Annotated in this window: 14 protein-coding genes; 6 read left to right on the top strand and 8 right to left on the bottom strand. The window is 40.9% G+C overall.

From position 1 onward, the window contains the following. Positions 1 to 42: 42 nt before the first annotated feature. On the top strand, positions 43 to 792 hold the full coding sequence (locus tag BVC89_RS26665) for a TdeIII family type II restriction endonuclease (protein WP_245929443.1): 750 nt from the start codon (positions 43 to 45) through the stop codon (positions 790 to 792). A gap of 80 nt (positions 793 to 872) precedes the next feature. Here the strand turns inward: BVC89_RS26665 and BVC89_RS26660 are convergent, their stop codons facing one another. The 3 genes from BVC89_RS26660 to BVC89_RS26650 all read right to left on the bottom strand — a co-directional run bounded on the left by BVC89_RS26660 (position 873) and on the right by BVC89_RS26650 (position 4,128). After that, complete coding sequence (locus BVC89_RS26660; RefSeq protein WP_086934129.1) at positions 873 to 2,288, bottom strand: DNA cytosine methyltransferase; 1,416 nt, start codon at positions 2,286 to 2,288, stop codon at positions 873 to 875. A 404-nt stretch (positions 2,289 to 2,692) separates the two neighbouring features. Beyond that, complete coding sequence (locus BVC89_RS26655; protein WP_086934128.1) at positions 2,693 to 3,112, bottom strand: MarR family winged helix-turn-helix transcriptional regulator; 420 nt, start codon at positions 3,110 to 3,112, stop codon at positions 2,693 to 2,695. A 128-nt stretch (positions 3,113 to 3,240) separates the two neighbouring features. Further along, positions 3,241 to 4,128: a LysR family transcriptional regulator gene (locus tag BVC89_RS26650; RefSeq protein WP_086934127.1), complete on the bottom strand. Its 888-nt coding sequence runs from the start codon at positions 4,126 to 4,128 to the stop codon at positions 3,241 to 3,243. 145 nt (positions 4,129 to 4,273) lie between these two features. On the opposite strand from BVC89_RS26650, the gene BVC89_RS26645 reads away from it, so the two are divergent. After that, positions 4,274 to 4,906, top strand: a complete 633-nt coding sequence (locus BVC89_RS26645) for a DsbA family protein (protein ID WP_086934126.1) — start codon at positions 4,274 to 4,276, stop codon at positions 4,904 to 4,906. Between the two features lie 48 nt (positions 4,907 to 4,954). Then, complete coding sequence (locus BVC89_RS26640) at positions 4,955 to 5,584, top strand: NAD(P)-dependent oxidoreductase (RefSeq protein WP_086934125.1); 630 nt, start codon at positions 4,955 to 4,957, stop codon at positions 5,582 to 5,584. An 83-nt stretch (positions 5,585 to 5,667) separates the two neighbouring features. Here the strand turns inward: BVC89_RS26640 and BVC89_RS26635 are convergent, their stop codons facing one another. The 5 genes from BVC89_RS26635 to BVC89_RS26615 all read right to left on the bottom strand — a co-directional run bounded on the left by BVC89_RS26635 (position 5,668) and on the right by BVC89_RS26615 (position 12,445). After that, a complete protein-coding gene (locus BVC89_RS26635; protein ID WP_086934124.1) occupies positions 5,668 to 6,291 on the bottom strand; it encodes a glutathione S-transferase family protein in 624 nt (207 codons plus the stop codon). A 40-nt stretch (positions 6,292 to 6,331) separates the two neighbouring features. After that, complete coding sequence (locus BVC89_RS26630) at positions 6,332 to 8,404, bottom strand: pyridoxamine 5'-phosphate oxidase family protein (RefSeq protein ID WP_086934123.1); 2,073 nt, start codon at positions 8,402 to 8,404, stop codon at positions 6,332 to 6,334. A 203-nt stretch (positions 8,405 to 8,607) separates the two neighbouring features. Beyond that, entirely contained in the window at positions 8,608 to 10,152 is a 1,545-nt protein-coding gene (locus BVC89_RS26625; protein ID WP_086934122.1) for a cellulase family glycosylhydrolase, read from the bottom strand. A 410-nt stretch (positions 10,153 to 10,562) separates the two neighbouring features. Then, entirely contained in the window at positions 10,563 to 12,062 is a 1,500-nt protein-coding gene (locus tag BVC89_RS26620; RefSeq protein WP_086934121.1) for a YifB family Mg chelatase-like AAA ATPase, read from the bottom strand. 113 nt (positions 12,063 to 12,175) lie between these two features. Continuing rightward, a complete protein-coding gene (locus BVC89_RS26615; RefSeq protein ID WP_086934768.1) occupies positions 12,176 to 12,445 on the bottom strand; it encodes an accessory factor UbiK family protein in 270 nt (89 codons plus the stop codon). A 383-nt stretch (positions 12,446 to 12,828) separates the two neighbouring features. Here BVC89_RS26615 and BVC89_RS26610 point away from each other — a divergent pair, with 383 nt between their 5' ends. The 3 genes from BVC89_RS26610 (at position 12,829) to BVC89_RS26600 (ending at position 15,259) form a co-directional block, all read left to right on the top strand. Next, positions 12,829 to 13,527, top strand: a complete 699-nt coding sequence (locus BVC89_RS26610) for a TorF family putative porin (RefSeq protein ID WP_086934120.1) — start codon at positions 12,829 to 12,831, stop codon at positions 13,525 to 13,527. 100 nt (positions 13,528 to 13,627) lie between these two features. Further along, positions 13,628 to 13,966, top strand: coding sequence for a P-II family nitrogen regulator (glnK, locus tag BVC89_RS26605; protein WP_086934119.1), 339 nt, complete (start codon positions 13,628 to 13,630; stop codon positions 13,964 to 13,966). Between the two features lie 42 nt (positions 13,967 to 14,008). Continuing rightward, positions 14,009 to 15,259, top strand: a complete 1,251-nt coding sequence (locus BVC89_RS26600; protein WP_086934118.1) for an ammonium transporter — start codon at positions 14,009 to 14,011, stop codon at positions 15,257 to 15,259. Positions 15,260 to 15,416: the final 157 nt, after the last annotated feature.

The following is a 15,416-nucleotide window of genomic DNA, read 5'->3' as shown; positions in this document are numbered from 1 at the left end:
TAGATAGATTGCAGCGACTGGGATTGGAGAACAACGTTGAAAGTGGAAATTGCAAATAATATAAAAGACATACTGCGCGCCTGTGTCGCTGGAGCTTTAAAACGAACGGAGAATCGTATCGTCACGGAAAAAGCAAATAAGCCCTTTCATAAGGCATTGTTAACACCTGAAATTGTCAAGGTATCATCCTTTGAGCGTTCGTTTTCTACGTCTTTTGGTCAAGGCCCTATAGAAAAAATATCGGAGCTTGTTGCAATCGAAAATGGTTTTCAAGCTCAGCGCCAAAAAGAAACTATGATTAATGTTTATAAGGGCGCCGTAGATGAAGTAGAGAGAATCTGTGCAGATCTACGCAGTGGCCAAAAAAGACCTCAATGGCATAAAGAAGTCCAAACTCTTTCTTCCTTTACCAAAGGGGATACGGTTGTTCGACGGATTATTTCTGATTTATGGCTTAAAAAAGATGCAACGGAATACTTTATTTCTATCAAAACCGTAACACCAAATCTGGATCAGTCAGAGATAGCGAAGAAAGATATGTTGCTACTAAAGTCTGAAGATAGCAATTTTCAAACATATCTCGGTCTTTACTATAATCCTCATGGCCAAGAGAGAAAGGATTATAATCATTCCTTTCCTTTGAAAATGTTTGATATGCATACAGACGAGTGTGTTTTAATTGGCAAGGATTATTGGGATTTTTTAGGCGGCATCGGTGCCTATGAAAGGCTACTAGATATTTTTGCACAAGTAGGTGTAGAGACGAGAGAGACTTTGCTTGGATATCAGTAATTTGCTTAGCGGTAACTAGAAGCTATATCATAACTGCCGCACTTGCTAATACGGTATTGGCGAGTTACCAGCTTCTAGTATCAGGCACTGTGTGCTGCTGTTTTCTTTTCTTTGAGAGACTTAACTCTTTCTTTAAACTCCTTTTTCCACTCTTGGTCGCTGGTATTTTTATAGCGAGAATATTTAAAACCAGGATAAGCTTTCGTTGTTTTATTATTCAATAATTCTGTTATTAGTTTACCGACGGCAAAGCCCATATTGACAGGCACCGCGTTACCTATTTGTTTGTACTGCTGAATAATTGGCCCAGCAAGATCCCAGTTGTCGGGAAATTCTTGTATTCTTTTGTACTCTTGAACTGATAAGGGCCTATCTTCTTCCGGGTGTGCTAAGTCGGTTGCAGGCATTGCTGGGTGGGTGACGAGGGTTGGTGATGGTTTATTCCAGGCCAGACGGCGCAAAAAACCGGTTTTCCCTCCACCAGAATAGAATGATTTGCCCATTGCTTCTTTTTGTAGCTCCACAGGTAGGTTTTTCCAATTTTCCCCAGGCCCTAGCATCCTGTAATACTTTAGTCGTTTTTCAGGAAACGAAAGATGATTGTGCTGCTTTATTTTGCTAATGCATGTTTTGAGGGTATTCCATTTGCTAAGTCCATACTCTCCTGTTTCCGAATGTGTCGGTGTAAGAAAAGGTGGGCGCTGACCGTCTCTCGAACAAATAATAATCACCCGCTCTCTCACCTGAGGTGTGCCAAAGTTAGCAGAGTTATATAGGTTAAACGAATAGCTATATTTAGATTTTTGCAGCCGATTGATCACAAAGTTAAGTGCGCCGCCTTTAAGCTCATCTTCTCTTAAGTCTGGAAAATCCGGGCCTCTTTGTTCATGTGGCCGATGTTCCATGGGACAAGATAACAAGCCGCGGACATTCTCAATCACAAAGTATTTAGGTTTTAATTGAAAACAAAGTTCTAAGTATTTTAAAAATACATTGCCGCGATCATCGTTAAAGCCTTTTCTTTTGCCTGCCGTGCTGAATGCTTGGCAGGGAGGGCCTCCGACAATCAGGTCTATGTCGTTATTTTTCTCAAGGCCGGCAGCTTCTCTAATATCACCCGCCGAATAATGGTTAATATCCGTTAGTAGGGCGGTATTGGGCTTATTTAATGCAATAGTTTGTCGGCAAAATTTGTCTATTTCACAGGCGAGGCGTATGTCGAACCCCGCTTTTTCGATTCCAAGGTCAAGACCCATGGCACCTGAAAAAAAACTCAAAGCGATGGGCTTCTTGTTATTAACTTTATATGCTGGGTGATCTTCGGCTACTTTATGAGCAGTTCGCAACCCATATTTTTCCAGTGTTGCTTGATTGACTAACCAAGTGTTGCCAATTTTTCTTGCCTTTAGTTCACCGTTTCGACAGAGAGTTCTAACTCGTTGTGCGCTAATATTAAGTTGTTTTGCGGCTTCTTTAATGCTTATCTCGGTACTCATATTGAGTTTCTCTTACGAAACTTAAATAAAGTACCAATATAGCTGTACAGATTTACATGTCAAGTATTTATATAACTATAATTTACTGTATTTTTACTATAATTTATGCAGCGACTTGTTATTTGCAATAAGTTTGAGAGCAAGCTTCCATTAGGTTAAAAATTTTTGAGACTTTAGTTTCTGTTAGCGCTATTTTTGTAGATATATTAGCGGACGATGGTGGTTGTATTATCTGCTATCCGTTCACTGTATACCCTGACATGAAAGCATCCAAAGTGTATTAACTCTATGCACTTTGAAAAATTATTTATCCACAAGAACTGGGGATAAAATTGTGAATGGAAAGTTAGTTTTTGTGTATTGCGATTTTTGTTTGTTAGTAGTTGTATTTATAACGACGGCTTTTAAGTCTCGCTTGCGTTTAAATTGCGTTTCACTTGGTGAAGTGTATTGATAATATCTTCAAATTCACCGTTCCCAATAATACCCATCATTTTCTCTCTTAATCTCAATGATACTTTTTGAAGTTTCTTGACGGTGTTATTACCATTGGCTGTTAATACAATAGCTGAGCCTTTACCACTACCTTCTCTTGCAATAAGTTTTTTGCTTACAAGGGCATCAATAAATCGTGTAATAGTAGAAGCATCCAATTCCATCATTTCGCGCATTTCTTTTTGTGAAGCACCAGGGTTTTCGGCGATTGCCATCAGCAAGTAACCATGTGAGGGTGAAAGTCCTACTAAGGCGAACTCATCTTGCCAGATTTTAGTAATTTGCCGATTAACTGTGGCGATGTTGAAATAAATACATCCATCAAACACTTAGTTTCTCCTGATATAAATGTAATAATTAAATTGTGTGTACATACACTAATATTAGCATATGATCATTAGGGACGGAATTTTATCCATTATTATTTGCTTGCAAAAGTAGGGAGGTGTGAGGCGAGTTATGAAATTGTTCGGTTTACCATTTCAAGAAAGCTTCTTAGGGCTTTTGTACGCCGGCGCCCAGGAGGGCTTAGGGTATAAATTCCTCCAGTTCTTAGTGACCACTTGGGTAATAATCTGATTAGCTTTCCTTCGTGTAATTCTTTTTTTACCAGGAAATCAGGAAGAATAGCGAAAGAATTACCATTTATCACTGCCTCTTTGATGGCCATTGTGATATTTATCGACAAAGCCGCCTTTATTTCTAATTTTTGTATTTCATCCATGCGTTGGAATATCCAAAGATTTGGGCTTTTTAAGTTATGGTTCGCAATAAATGATAGCTTATGAAGGTCTTCTGGCCGTCTGATAGACGCCTGTTTTACTGCCGTAGGACTGCAGACGACTATTTCCTGAAATTCCTGGAGCTTACGGGCCAAGTTGCTGGAGTCATTGAGCCACCCTACGCGAAAAGCTAGATCATAACCTTGATCTATGATGTCGACTTGCTCATCCCTTAAGTCTAAATGGATACTGACTGTTGGGTATTCATTTCTAAATTGCGCAACCAAGGGAGCAACATATGCTAAGCCATAATCAACCGGTGCTGTCACTCTAATTTTCCCTTTCGGCAAACTGTCATGTTCAAGGATATTCTCGAAAGCTTCATTTGCGCAAACCAAGGCAGCTTTACCTTCAGTATAAAAAGATTGCCCTGCTTGGGTTGGACGGATGCGACGTGTATTGCGCATAAAAAGATTAACTCCTACTTCCTCTTCAAGTAACTGCAACTGTTTACTTACAACTGCCTTACTTATGCCCAATGAGTTTGCAGCAGCAGTAATGCTGCCTTCTTCTATAGTGGCAATAAAATAAGTGAGTCTATTGAGGTTGTATCGAGTCGTCATGATAAGAATGTTAGCTTTTAGCTTACAATAAATCAATCTTATGTGTGTTTAAGTGACTATTGGTATTTGTTACCTTCTCTCCTGCGCTAACTCAATCAGTTTTTATTGAATGAGTGTTGAATACAATCAGTTGGTAGAGATTTATATGAACAAACCGAAACTTATTATTATCTACGATACTTATTGCGGTTGGTGCTACGGTGCTGCTCCGATTTTTGATGCTTTAGTTGACGCTGATGTGGAATTGGAAGTTTTACACCGTCATCTATTTCAGGGAATGCATTCCTACAAGTTGGCTGATGGCAAGGGAGAGTTAATTCTAAAAGCAGATGCAACAATTGCTTCTTTAACAGGCCAAGTGTTTTCCCAAAAGTATATAGATAATGTTGTCCTATCAAAGCATGAAGTTCTCTTCTCATCATATAGTGCTCAAGCAGCTGCGTTGATGCATGGAAGGGGAGTTGAAGCAGAGTTTGCAATTCGTAGAAGGCTTGAGTCAGCACGCTATATCGATGGTGTTTCAGCCATGGATCGTGGTGCGGTGGTAGAAGCGCTGAAAAAAGAAGGTGTGACTTCTTTACAAGCAGAAAGAATTGGAACTCCTGAGCTAGTTAAAAGAGCAGATGAGATAGCAAGCAGGGCATTGTATTTAATGAGGCTCGTTGGCTCAAAAGGCGTGCCAACGCTTATTAAAGTTAAAGGTAATAGTCTAGAGCTGCTTGATCATACTTCTTGCTATGGAAATCTAGGAAATATTGCCGCATTGATAAATCAATAGCATGCACTTCCCAAAAACAAACTTGATTTAAATTATACTGGAGAAAATATGAAAATTTTACTTATTGGTGCTACCGGCATGGTTGGCAGTCGTATTTTAAACGAAGCCATTTCCCGTGGACATGAAGTTATTGCAGCTACACGAGGTAATAAAAAATTAGAATTTTTGGATAATGTAGTAGAGATCGTTCTAGATGTTAACGACTCAGAAGCCGTAGCTGAACAAGCTTCTAATGTCGATGTTATTGTCTCAGCCGTTAGTCCACGTAACACCGAAGATGCATTTGCAGATGCAGTAACTTTTACGCAATCTCTAATCGCTGTATATCATAAAATAGGTAAGCGTATTCTAATGGTTGGTGGTGGCAGCTCCCTTAATATGCCAGATGGAACAAATGCTCTTGACTTAACCCCTGAAGGTATTTTACCTGAAGCGAGTGGCATGCGCCGGGCTTATGGCATGATGGTTCATGAAGATATTAACTTTACTGTTCTTGCTCCGGCTGGGATTATTGAGCCTGGTGAACGTACGGGTAAATTTCGCCTTGGCGGTAGAACTATGCTGACAAATTCAGCAGGAGGAAAAGGTAATATTAGTGCTGAAGATTTTGCTGTAGCTATGCTTGATGAAATAGAAGAGCCTAAGCATTTCCGTACAATTTTCAATGTTGGATATTAATATGTGAATATTAGGGCCTCTATTAAAGGGCCCTATCTTTAACGACTACTTTTAGCCGTTACTTTTAAGTACTATTGAAAAACCTAAGCCATAATATCTGCAGCGCTTGGCATTTTTTCAAAACCTTCTAGCATTTCTATACGTTTAAGCCAAGCCGAAATATGTGGATAGTTATCTAATGAAATCTCACCTTCGTGGGCAGTTGCAATATAAGCGTAGTTAGCGATATCTGCGATTGTCGGTTTCTCGCCAACTAGCCAATTATTTTTTTCTAAATGAGGTTCGAATAAGGTATCAAATAATTGGTAGGCTTTTTCCACTGCTTTGCCATGATCGATTGGCGCCTTAAAAAGTTTACTTATGCGTGCAGCACATGGCCCTTCATAAACTTCTTTAGAACTGACAGATAACCATGCTTGTACCTCTGCTGCTGCTGCTGGGTCGCTTGGTAGCCAAGTGCGTTTATCATCATATTTTAATGCAAGATAGACGAGTATTGCTGTAGATTCACGTAATACTACACTATCGTCGATAAACGCCGGCACTTGCCCAAGTGGATTAATTTTTAAAAACTCAGGACTTTTATGTTCACCCGACATCATATCCACGGCAATGGTTTGATATTCGATATTTAGTAATTTAAGTAGTGCTCTGGGTCTATGGGCATGTCCCGAAAGTGGAACATCGTAGAGTTTAATAGTGCTCATAATTTTTCCTTCTTGATTTAACAAAATAAATTTTTGGTCGTTACATTTTTAATATTACTTTTTCTGAATCTTTTGCTGGGCGAGCACAACAGATCAATACTTCGCCTTCTTCGGTTTGATATGTGGGTTTTGTTCGATAAGAAACGTCACCCTCTTGCAGGGTGACGGCGCAACTGCCACAAGAACCGTTACGACAGCCAAAGCTAGGTGTCAGGCCATGGTTTTCAGCGAACTCTAGTAATGTACCTTCTTCTTTATGCCAGGCTTGCTCTACTTTAGATTCAGAGAATGTAACAATGGCATCATCAGCTTCTTCCTTTGAGATATCTTCTGTCTTGTTGGCAGATGCGTCGAGCTTTCGCTTTAAGCTCGATGGCCCAAAACTCTCGGCAAAAATACGATTATCATTTACGCCTAAGCTTCGCACTATGTCGTAAACGGCTTGCATGAATCCATTGGGCCCACATATGTAAAAATCATAATCTGCAAGTGGCAGTATACTTTGTAATAAGTCAGCGGAAATTCGCCCACTCGCATGGAAATTATGTCCAGCCAATTCATTGGCTTGAGGTTGACTGAGTACAGAAATGTATTTCAGTTTATTGCTGCAGCGATCCGCAAGTGAGTTAAATTCTTTTAGAAAAGCACGTGCTTTACTTGTTTTGGCTGCATGAATTACTGTCAATGGTCGAATATATCGTAACCTTGTACCATCGTTGGCTATGGCTCGTGCCATTGACATCATTGGTGTAATGCCTACACCGCCGCCGATAAGTACAGCAGGTCTCTTTTCAGTGGTATCGAATACGAAGTTACCACTGGGTGCTTTTGCTTCGATAATATCGCCTACTCTCAATTTATCGTGAAGGTGGTTTGAAACAATACCATCACGCTTTACTGAGATACGATAAAGTCGGTCTGTGGGAGCTGAAGAAAGAGTATAATTACGAATAATCGGCTGGGAGGATTGTTCTGGTGTTATACGAATAGTTAAGTGTTGCCCTGGTTTAAAATCAAACCTCACATTATCTTGCGCTGGTGTAAGATAAAATGAACGTATTTCGTCACTTTCGTCAACGATTCTTGATATATGGTAGGGTAGCCAAGCGCTGCGTTTTTCTTTTGCTGCAAGTGTTGCTGCCGCGTCAGTCCAATTACCTGTAAATTGAGTGTTGGGAGAATATTCGCCAAACGTCCAACGTAATGGACTTGCATTTTTAAGAAGTATGCCGTGATCAAGTGTGAACCTCCATGCTCTTTCGGCACCACGAAACGCTTCAATCTCATCATTTTTGTCCCATAGGATTTCTGTTGTGCCTGTTAAATAGAGTAAATCTCCACTTTCGAAATCGATAAAAAGTAATCCAGCTTTAGGATTTATTAAAAAATTACCTAATGTGTTAAATGCATAGTTGCCAATAAAATCGGGAATAGTAAGTGTATTACCGTCGATTTTTATAAAACCTGGTTGGCCACCACGGTGACTTGCATCAACACCTCCTGTATCGCGTATATCATCTTCAGGGTTGTGGCTGGCAACAAAGAATGTATCTGCATTTTTGATTAGTGATATGGTTTCACTATCTAGGTTAGTTAATTTTCGCTTTTCAATTTCAACTTTTTCTTGAGGATCTCTAATAAATTCAGTTGAACGTGTTTGTATATACTGAGGGCAGTTGCCAAAGGACTGAACTACATCAATCTCAATAGCACTTTCAGTTGTTGTTGCCACCACACCATTCATACGATTGCGTCTACGGGTCGCCAGTTCAATACCAACAAATCCAAGTGGCGAATTGGTGGTTACATTTTTTGTGAGAGGATCATCGGCAAATGGTTTTGCATTGATATTAAGTTTTTTATCAGTTGGACTTGTTATAAAACCTGGTTTGCCAAAAACTATTGAAGCCCAAGGCCATCCATTGTCATCGACACTGCCGATAATCATGAATGGAAGTTGATTGAAAAACTCCCTGTGCTGGTCAGGCATAAATGGACGAAGTATTTGGCGGCCTATGTCCTCTTGTCTTTCTTTGAGGCCTAAGCGGTTTTGTAGTTCTTGTTCGCCTGAATGAAATGGAGATGTTGCTCGGTTCCAGCCTGAGAGGTTCATGACAATACCCGTTTTTATTACTATATTTGTTTGTACATACAAACAAATATAGTAATAAAAACAGCCTTTGTCAACGACTATAGTTGCTTTATCGATTACTTGGCGAAATAGAGAATAAAGTATATGGTTAAGTGCTTACTAGAAAAGGGATTTGAACGTTTGATTTAACTGTTCAAATCCCTTGGGGATTCTTCTAGAGGTTGCTAGAAACAAGCACTATTGAATCGCTCGCTACCACTCCATTGGCAATCTCCTTCGGCAATACATTGGTAGAGGTTATTGTTCCAACTATTGCTCGCATGGTCGTACACCATAAACCATCCGCCGTCGTCCCAAACCATTGTGGGTTGTTGGCGTGGAGAAGCATATTCTTTGTCAAATTTTTCATACCAGAGGCGAATATTATTACAATCCATAGTTGGCAGCTGACTATTCCATCCAGTACCCCATTCACCGATGTAAATTGGCATACCGTTGCCCACGGTATTTGACCAGCTAATCATTTGATCCATTGGATCAGAAATATGACTGTCATTCCAGTTGTCTGCATAATCTCCTTGATTATCACCGTGGAAACTCCATGGGTTGTAATGATGGAAAGTCGCCATGAGGTACTTGTCGTTACCACCACCAACATCGTCTAAGTTTGGCCAAGTCTCTGCCATTTCATGACTGCCGAACCAACGGTTGCCACCAATAGCAATAATGCGTTTTGGATTAACGGCACGAATTTTATCGTATGCTTTACCGGTCATTAATCTCAGAGATGCAGGTGGCATTGCATCATAGGGAGGTGCAGATTTATGTGGTTCGTTGATAATTTCAAAAATTAATCGTGCATCACGGTCACCAAAAATATCACTAATATCTGTCCATAGTCGTTCCAGAATTCGCCAATCTTCGCTATCTTTAATGATGCCTTCATGATGAGTATTGATAACGACATACATGTCAGATAGAGATAGTGCGTAATCTATCACTTGTGTAATTACTGCTAAGCGCGGGTGATTGCGGTTAACATCACCAATATTAGGGTTATTAACTAATGTCGAACCGCCTACATCGCGTGTCCAGGTAATAGGGATACGTACATTACGGAATCCTTGTGCATAATAAGCATCGATTTTTGCACGTGCTGCAGCAAATGTTCGGGGATGTTGCGTATTGTCGAACATCTGCCCTAGATTAAATCCTTGGCCCATTTCGGCAATCGCTTTGGCTGCAGTTATGTCGCCAGGTGTTGGAATCGGTGTCGCTGTGGGGCTCGGAGTAGGTGTTGGCGTTACTGTCGGTGTAGCCGTGGGTGTCGGCGTCGAGGTGGGTGTTGGTACAACATCACCATTACAAGGGTTGCCATTTAATGTAAATGCCATAACCGGATCGGCTGGTGCGGCACTATTTGCAATCATAAAACCAAAGGCAACAGAGCCCCCATTGGCGGCAATATTGCCGTTCCAGTGGCTAGCCGGATTTGATGCCGACATGCTACCACCTGCGCTGTTAGTGTATGTGGCATTCCAACCAGAGGCAAAGCTTTCGCCAGCCGGAGCTTGCCAAAGCAACTGATAACCGTTGATCGGGGATGAGTCGGTATTGGTGATGCGAATGCTAATTTGTGCTCCGCCTCCCCAATCATTTTCAATTGTGTAGTCGACTTCACAAGCGGAGTGTACATGAGTTGTTAAAGCTAAACTCATTGCCGCTACTAAAGCGCCTAGTTTATTTTTAAAACGTATGCTATTCCTCATTTTTTATTTCTCGTGGTTTGTTCGAAATGGATGCAGTCTAGTGTGATGAATTTTTATTTGTTTATTAATGCTTCGGTATTGAATATCACTGGCAATAGCTGCGAGAGAGCATTGAGACAAATACAGGCGTTAAGCTACAAAAAATTAATAAGCGATTCGTTCTGATTTAGGTATAAATGAATGGAAAAAAAGTACAGTGCGGATATGCGAACGTCCCACTTCTCACATACGAAAAAGTAGGCCCTTGGTTGGCATATAGTTCGACTAAGAAGAATGTTATTTTTAAAGTATTGCCGTGAACCTGTTATCTTTTAGAAAACTATGATAAAAATAAATAATAAAACTTAACCGTTAGAGTTTTTTAGTAAAACGATTGTTTTTGTCATAATTATGAAAAATACTTAAATGATTTAAAGCTGCTGCCTATCAAAATTTCGATAAGTAAGTGCTTCGCTGATATGCGTACATTGTATATTTTCGCTTTTTTCCATATCTGCAATTGTTCGAGCCACTTTTAAAATTCGATCATAAGATCTTGCAGAAAGATTTAACTTTCGCATTGCGTGTGCCAATAAACTTTTTTCACTATTTGTTAATTGGCAATAATAAGATATTTCTTTTCCGTCAAGTTGGGCATTACATACTTTTTGTCGTGTTATTTGTTGCATTCTAATTTCGCTAACACGCTGGCGAACTATTTCGCTAGCTTCCCCTGGTGATTTACTTTGTATCTCTTCTACCGTTAGTGAATCCACTTTAACGTGTAAATCAATGCGATCTAATAAAGGCCCTGAAATTTTATCTCGATAACGTTTAACTTGTGCAGATGAACAGTTACATCGATCCGAATCCTCTCCATAAAAACCACATGGGCAGGGGTTCATTGCTGCAACAAGCTGGAAGTTCGCTGGGTAATTAACTTGAGCGCTGGCGCGGCTGATACAAATATGACCTGACTCCATGGGTTCTCGCAACACCTCCAATACATGACGGGAAAACTCTGGTAACTCGTCAAGAAATAAAACGCCGTTATGGGCCAATGAAATTTCACCTGGCTTTGGCGGCGAGCTGCCACCCACTAAGGCTACTGCTGATGCAGTATGATGGGGCGAGCGAAAAGGGCGAGATAACCATGAATCTGAGAGCGTCTCGGAGGTAATCGATTTTATTGCTGCAGATTCAAGGGCTTCATTTTCCTCAAGCTCAGGTAAAATAGAAGGTAAACGGCTGGCCAACATGGACTTTCCTGTACCGGGTGGCCCATAAAAAAGAATATTATGTCCGCCACATGCTGCTATTTCTAAGGCTCGTCTGGCTTGTAATTGCCCTTTGATCTCATTTAAATCTTTTTTGTGAATAACAGTAGGGGCAACTTTTTGTTTGGGTGATGGCAGGGTACACCGACCGTGCAGATGGGCGCATACTTCAAGGAGTGTCGAAGCGAGATATATATCGGTACTTTTACATAAAGATGCTTCGGTTTCATTAGCTGCTGGTAATATTAGTGCCCGCTTATTTTTTCCTGTGGCCATTGCCGCGCAGAGACAGCCTTTAATTTCGCGCAGTTCGCCGCATAATGCTAACTCACCAACAAACTCTAGGTTTTTTAGAGAATCTTTAGGAATCTGTTCTGATGCAGCGAGAATACCCAAAGCAATGGGTAAATCAAAACGTCCCCCTTCTTTAGGCAGGTCAGCGGGCGAAAGATTAACGGTAATGCGTCGCTGTGGAAATTCAAAATAACTATTCAATAATGCGCTGCGAACTCTATCTTTGCTTTCTTTAACCGCTGTTTCAGGTAGGCCAACAATATTGAATGCAGGTAAACCATTTGAAAGGTGAATTTCGACTCTGACAAGAGGTGAGCTAATTCCGAATTGCGCGCGTGTGTATACAATAGCTAGTGACATATCCATTCCTTGGGTAAGTAATCTTTGACTCCAATATCCTGTTATTGGAGTCCAATGCATAAAAAGCTAATAAATCATACGAAATACTTCGAGCTTTGTCAGCTAAATTAGTATTAGCTGTTATCTGACTTGGATGCTTCTTGAATAGCCTGTTCCATCGATTGCATCTGTTTTTCAAGTTGTTCTAGTTTTTCTCTTGTTCTTACGAGTACTGATTGTTGAGCGTCAAACTCATCTCGGGTCACCAAATTGAGTTTGCGAAGATTAGCTTCTATCAGGGCTTTGATCTTAGAGGCTGATGCTGATGCGTTTTTCTCTGTATTGCCGTTAGCAAGTGTCTGTTGAATATCGTTAAAGATTTGCTTTGCCAGTTGTTCAATCATTGTAAGAGGCCCTAAGGATGTGATTTTTTGCCCTATTTTAAACCACTCAAGCCTATTCAGGTAAGCACTTGAAAATGCTCTCAAACAGCTTTTCTCTAGTTTAGTGAATAGAGTTTGTTAGATGGATTGCTCATTTTAAATGTAATGTCTGCATTTGGTGCGTTTTGTTTGCGCCATATTTGGAGGTGAGCGTTATTTTGGTGCGACGCCTTCCACACCTATCAGTCCAGTTTGTAAGAATTCTCTCTAAGTTTTTGAAATATATCATAAAAAATACAAAATATTCTATTGGCATGAGAACTGCTTTTGTTTCTGCAGCTTCGTTTTGGGGGCAGTAATGGAATGGCGAAGCCACTATAAAAAAATTATTAGAGGGTATAGCAATGAAAAAGTTAACACTGTTGATGACGTCCGCTACTCTGGCTTTAATGGCTTCCCTGCCTTCGCATGCTGAGCTGGCTGCAAATATAACCGCAACAAATGACTACGTATGGCGTGGCATTAGTCAAACTCAAAATGGGTCGGCAGTGCAAGGTGGATTGGACTACACACAAGGTGGCTTTTTTGCTGGAACTTGGATATCAAACACCTCTTTCGGTTCTAGTGAAACGGACTTGTACACTGGTTTTGGCGGTGAGGTGGGCGATTTTGGCTATAGCGCAATGTTTATTTACTACTGGTATCCAGGAGTGAAAGCAGATTCAGACTTTGGCGAAATTGCCCTGGATTTTAGCTACAGCCTACTTTCTTTTGGTGCAGCCGTTACTGTTGTCAGCGAAATTCAAGAAGATACTGCAGCCTTTGCAGAGGGGGATGTTCACTACTATATCGGTATCGGTGGGGAAATTGAGGAGACTTGGAATCTCAGTGCCACCTACGGTTTTTATGACTTTGATGCCGATGGTGTCACCGGTGTTGGTGATTTGAGCTACGGTTACTTTGAAGTTGCCGCTACTAAAGATCTTGGGGACTTTGGTGAGGTATCGATCGCATTGAGTGTCGCCGATGACGAAGCTCGCAATGTTGGTAGTGCCAACTCCGATGAGCCCATAAGCCGTATTAGTTGGTCGAAATCTTTTTAGAAATTTTTGTGGGGGTAGTAGCCTTGTTCTACTGCTTTTTACTAAAGCCTTTTGGCGCCATGAAATAAAATCACGATATGAAAATTATAGGAGCAGCCCAGTGAAATTAATTACTGCTGTAATCAAACCTTTTAAGCTCGATGCAGTGAGAGAGTCTCTTTCTGAAATTGGTGTACAAGGGATTACTGTAACTGAAGTTAAAGGCTTCGGACGCCAAAAAGGCCATACCGAACTTTATCGAGGTGCGGAGTATGTAGTGGACTTTTTACCCAAAACCAAACTAGAAGTCGCTATTGCTGACGATCAAGTGGATTCTGTTATGGAAGCCATTAGCAAAGCGGCACACAGTGGAAAAATTGGCGACGGAAAAATATTTGTTTCTTCACTAGAACAAGTTATTCGTATCCGCACCGGTGAATCTGGTGAAGACGCCTTATAAAAATTGACAATGAGAATATATAAGTAACATTTGGGGAACACTATGGAGACTCAGGTACAAGAATTACAATTTGCCTTAGATACGTTTTACTTCCTGGTAAGTGGCGCCTTGGTTATGTGGATGGCCGCGGGCTTTGCAATGCTAGAAGCCGGACTTGTAAGAGCTAAAAACACCACTGAAATTTTAACTAAGAATATCTCGCTATTTGCTATCGCATGCACCATGTTCATGATCTGTGGCTATCAACTTATGTATAGCGGCAATGGCTTCGGTTTCTTTCTTTCCAACTTAGCTGATGCTGATGCTGGTTTAGGCTATTCAAACGCAGCAGACTTTTTCTTCCAAGTAGTGTTTGTGGCAACGGCAATGTCCATCGTTTCAGGAGCGGTTGCTGAGCGCATGAAACTATGGGCGTTTTTATTATTTGCTGTTGTTATGTGTGGCTTTATTTATCCTATGGAAGGCTCTTGGACTTGGGGAGGCGAAGCTATCATTGGCTCTTTCCAAATTAAAGGTAAGCCTGAAGGTGCCGGGGTTGATTTTCAAGATTTTGCAGGCTCAGGCATTGTTCATATGGCCGGTGCTGCAGCGGCGTTAGCTGGTGTGTTAATTCTGGGGCCTCGTAAAGGCAAGTACAATAGTAATGGTAGTGTTAACGCCATACCGGGCGCTAATTTACCATTAGCAACATTGGGAACTTTCATTCTTTGGATGGGTTGGTTTGGCTTTAATGGTGGCTCACAACTTGTTATTTCTACCAAGGGTGACGCCGGTGCTGTAGCGATGATTTTCCTCAATACCAATGCAGCGGCAGCAGGTGGATTGATTGGCGCCTTAATGGTTGCTCGTATCATGTTTGGCAAAGCGGATTTAACTATGGCGCTCAATGGTGCTTTAGCGGGCCTTGTGGCGATCACTGCCGGCCCTGATACACCTTCTGCTTTAGTAGCAACAATTATCGGCCTTGTAGGAGGCGTGATAGTGGTTTTCTCCATTGTTGGCTTGGATAAGTTAAAGATAGATGATCCTGTTGGTGCTATTTCTGTTCACGGTGTCGTTGGTTTATTTGGCTTGTTGGTTGTGCCTCTTACTAATGACAGTGCTAGCTTTGGTATGCAGATTCTAGGTGCTCTGGTTATCTTTGTATGGGTGTTTGCTACTTCTTTGATTGCTTGGTTTGTAATCAAAGCTGTGATTGGCGTGCGTGTGTCTGAGGAAGAAGAATTTAATGGCGTCGATATTTCAGAGTGTGGTATGGAAGCATATCCAGAGTTTTCATCAGGCGCGAAATAAGTAACTATTTACTTCTGTTGGCCGGGCAATGCCCGGCTTTTTTTTGCTTGCTTGAATGTCTGTAAAGGAGTTGTTAGGTATTTCACTTTCTTACATACACATTTCTATAACATTAAATGTTGTATTTTATAGCTTTGAGTTTGTTATATTTAGGGTG

The sequence above is a fragment of the Agarilytica rhodophyticola genome, assembly GCF_002157225.2.
Lineage (GTDB): Bacteria > Pseudomonadota > Gammaproteobacteria > Pseudomonadales > Cellvibrionaceae > Agarilytica > Agarilytica rhodophyticola.
Note: the sequence above shows the minus strand (reverse complement) of the source record. Positions and strands in the feature narration are given on the sequence as shown.

Coding starts and splice junctions, on each gene's coding strand:
- BVC89_RS26620 (WP_086934121.1), bottom strand. CDS start 12,062: ATGTCACTAGCTATTGTATACACACGCGCGCAATTCGGAATTAGCTCA.
- BVC89_RS26645 (WP_086934126.1), top strand. CDS start 4,274: ATGAACAAACCGAAACTTATTATTATCTACGATACTTATTGCGGTTGG.
- BVC89_RS26615 (WP_086934768.1), bottom strand. CDS start 12,445: ATGATTGAACAACTGGCAAAGCAAATCTTTAACGATATTCAACAGACA.
- BVC89_RS26635 (WP_086934124.1), bottom strand. CDS start 6,291: ATGAGCACTATTAAACTCTACGATGTTCCACTTTCGGGACATGCCCAT.
- BVC89_RS26640 (WP_086934125.1), top strand. CDS start 4,955: ATGAAAATTTTACTTATTGGTGCTACCGGCATGGTTGGCAGTCGTATT.
- BVC89_RS26650 (WP_086934127.1), bottom strand. CDS start 4,128: ATGACGACTCGATACAACCTCAATAGACTCACTTATTTTATTGCCACT.
- BVC89_RS26630 (WP_086934123.1), bottom strand. CDS start 8,404: ATGAACCTCTCAGGCTGGAACCGAGCAACATCTCCATTTCATTCAGGC.
- BVC89_RS26600 (WP_086934118.1), top strand. CDS start 14,009: ATGGAGACTCAGGTACAAGAATTACAATTTGCCTTAGATACGTTTTAC.
- BVC89_RS26625 (WP_086934122.1), bottom strand. CDS start 10,152: ATGAGGAATAGCATACGTTTTAAAAATAAACTAGGCGCTTTAGTAGCG.
- BVC89_RS26610 (WP_086934120.1), top strand. CDS start 12,829: ATGAAAAAGTTAACACTGTTGATGACGTCCGCTACTCTGGCTTTAATG.
- BVC89_RS26660 (WP_086934129.1), bottom strand. CDS start 2,288: ATGAGTACCGAGATAAGCATTAAAGAAGCCGCAAAACAACTTAATATT.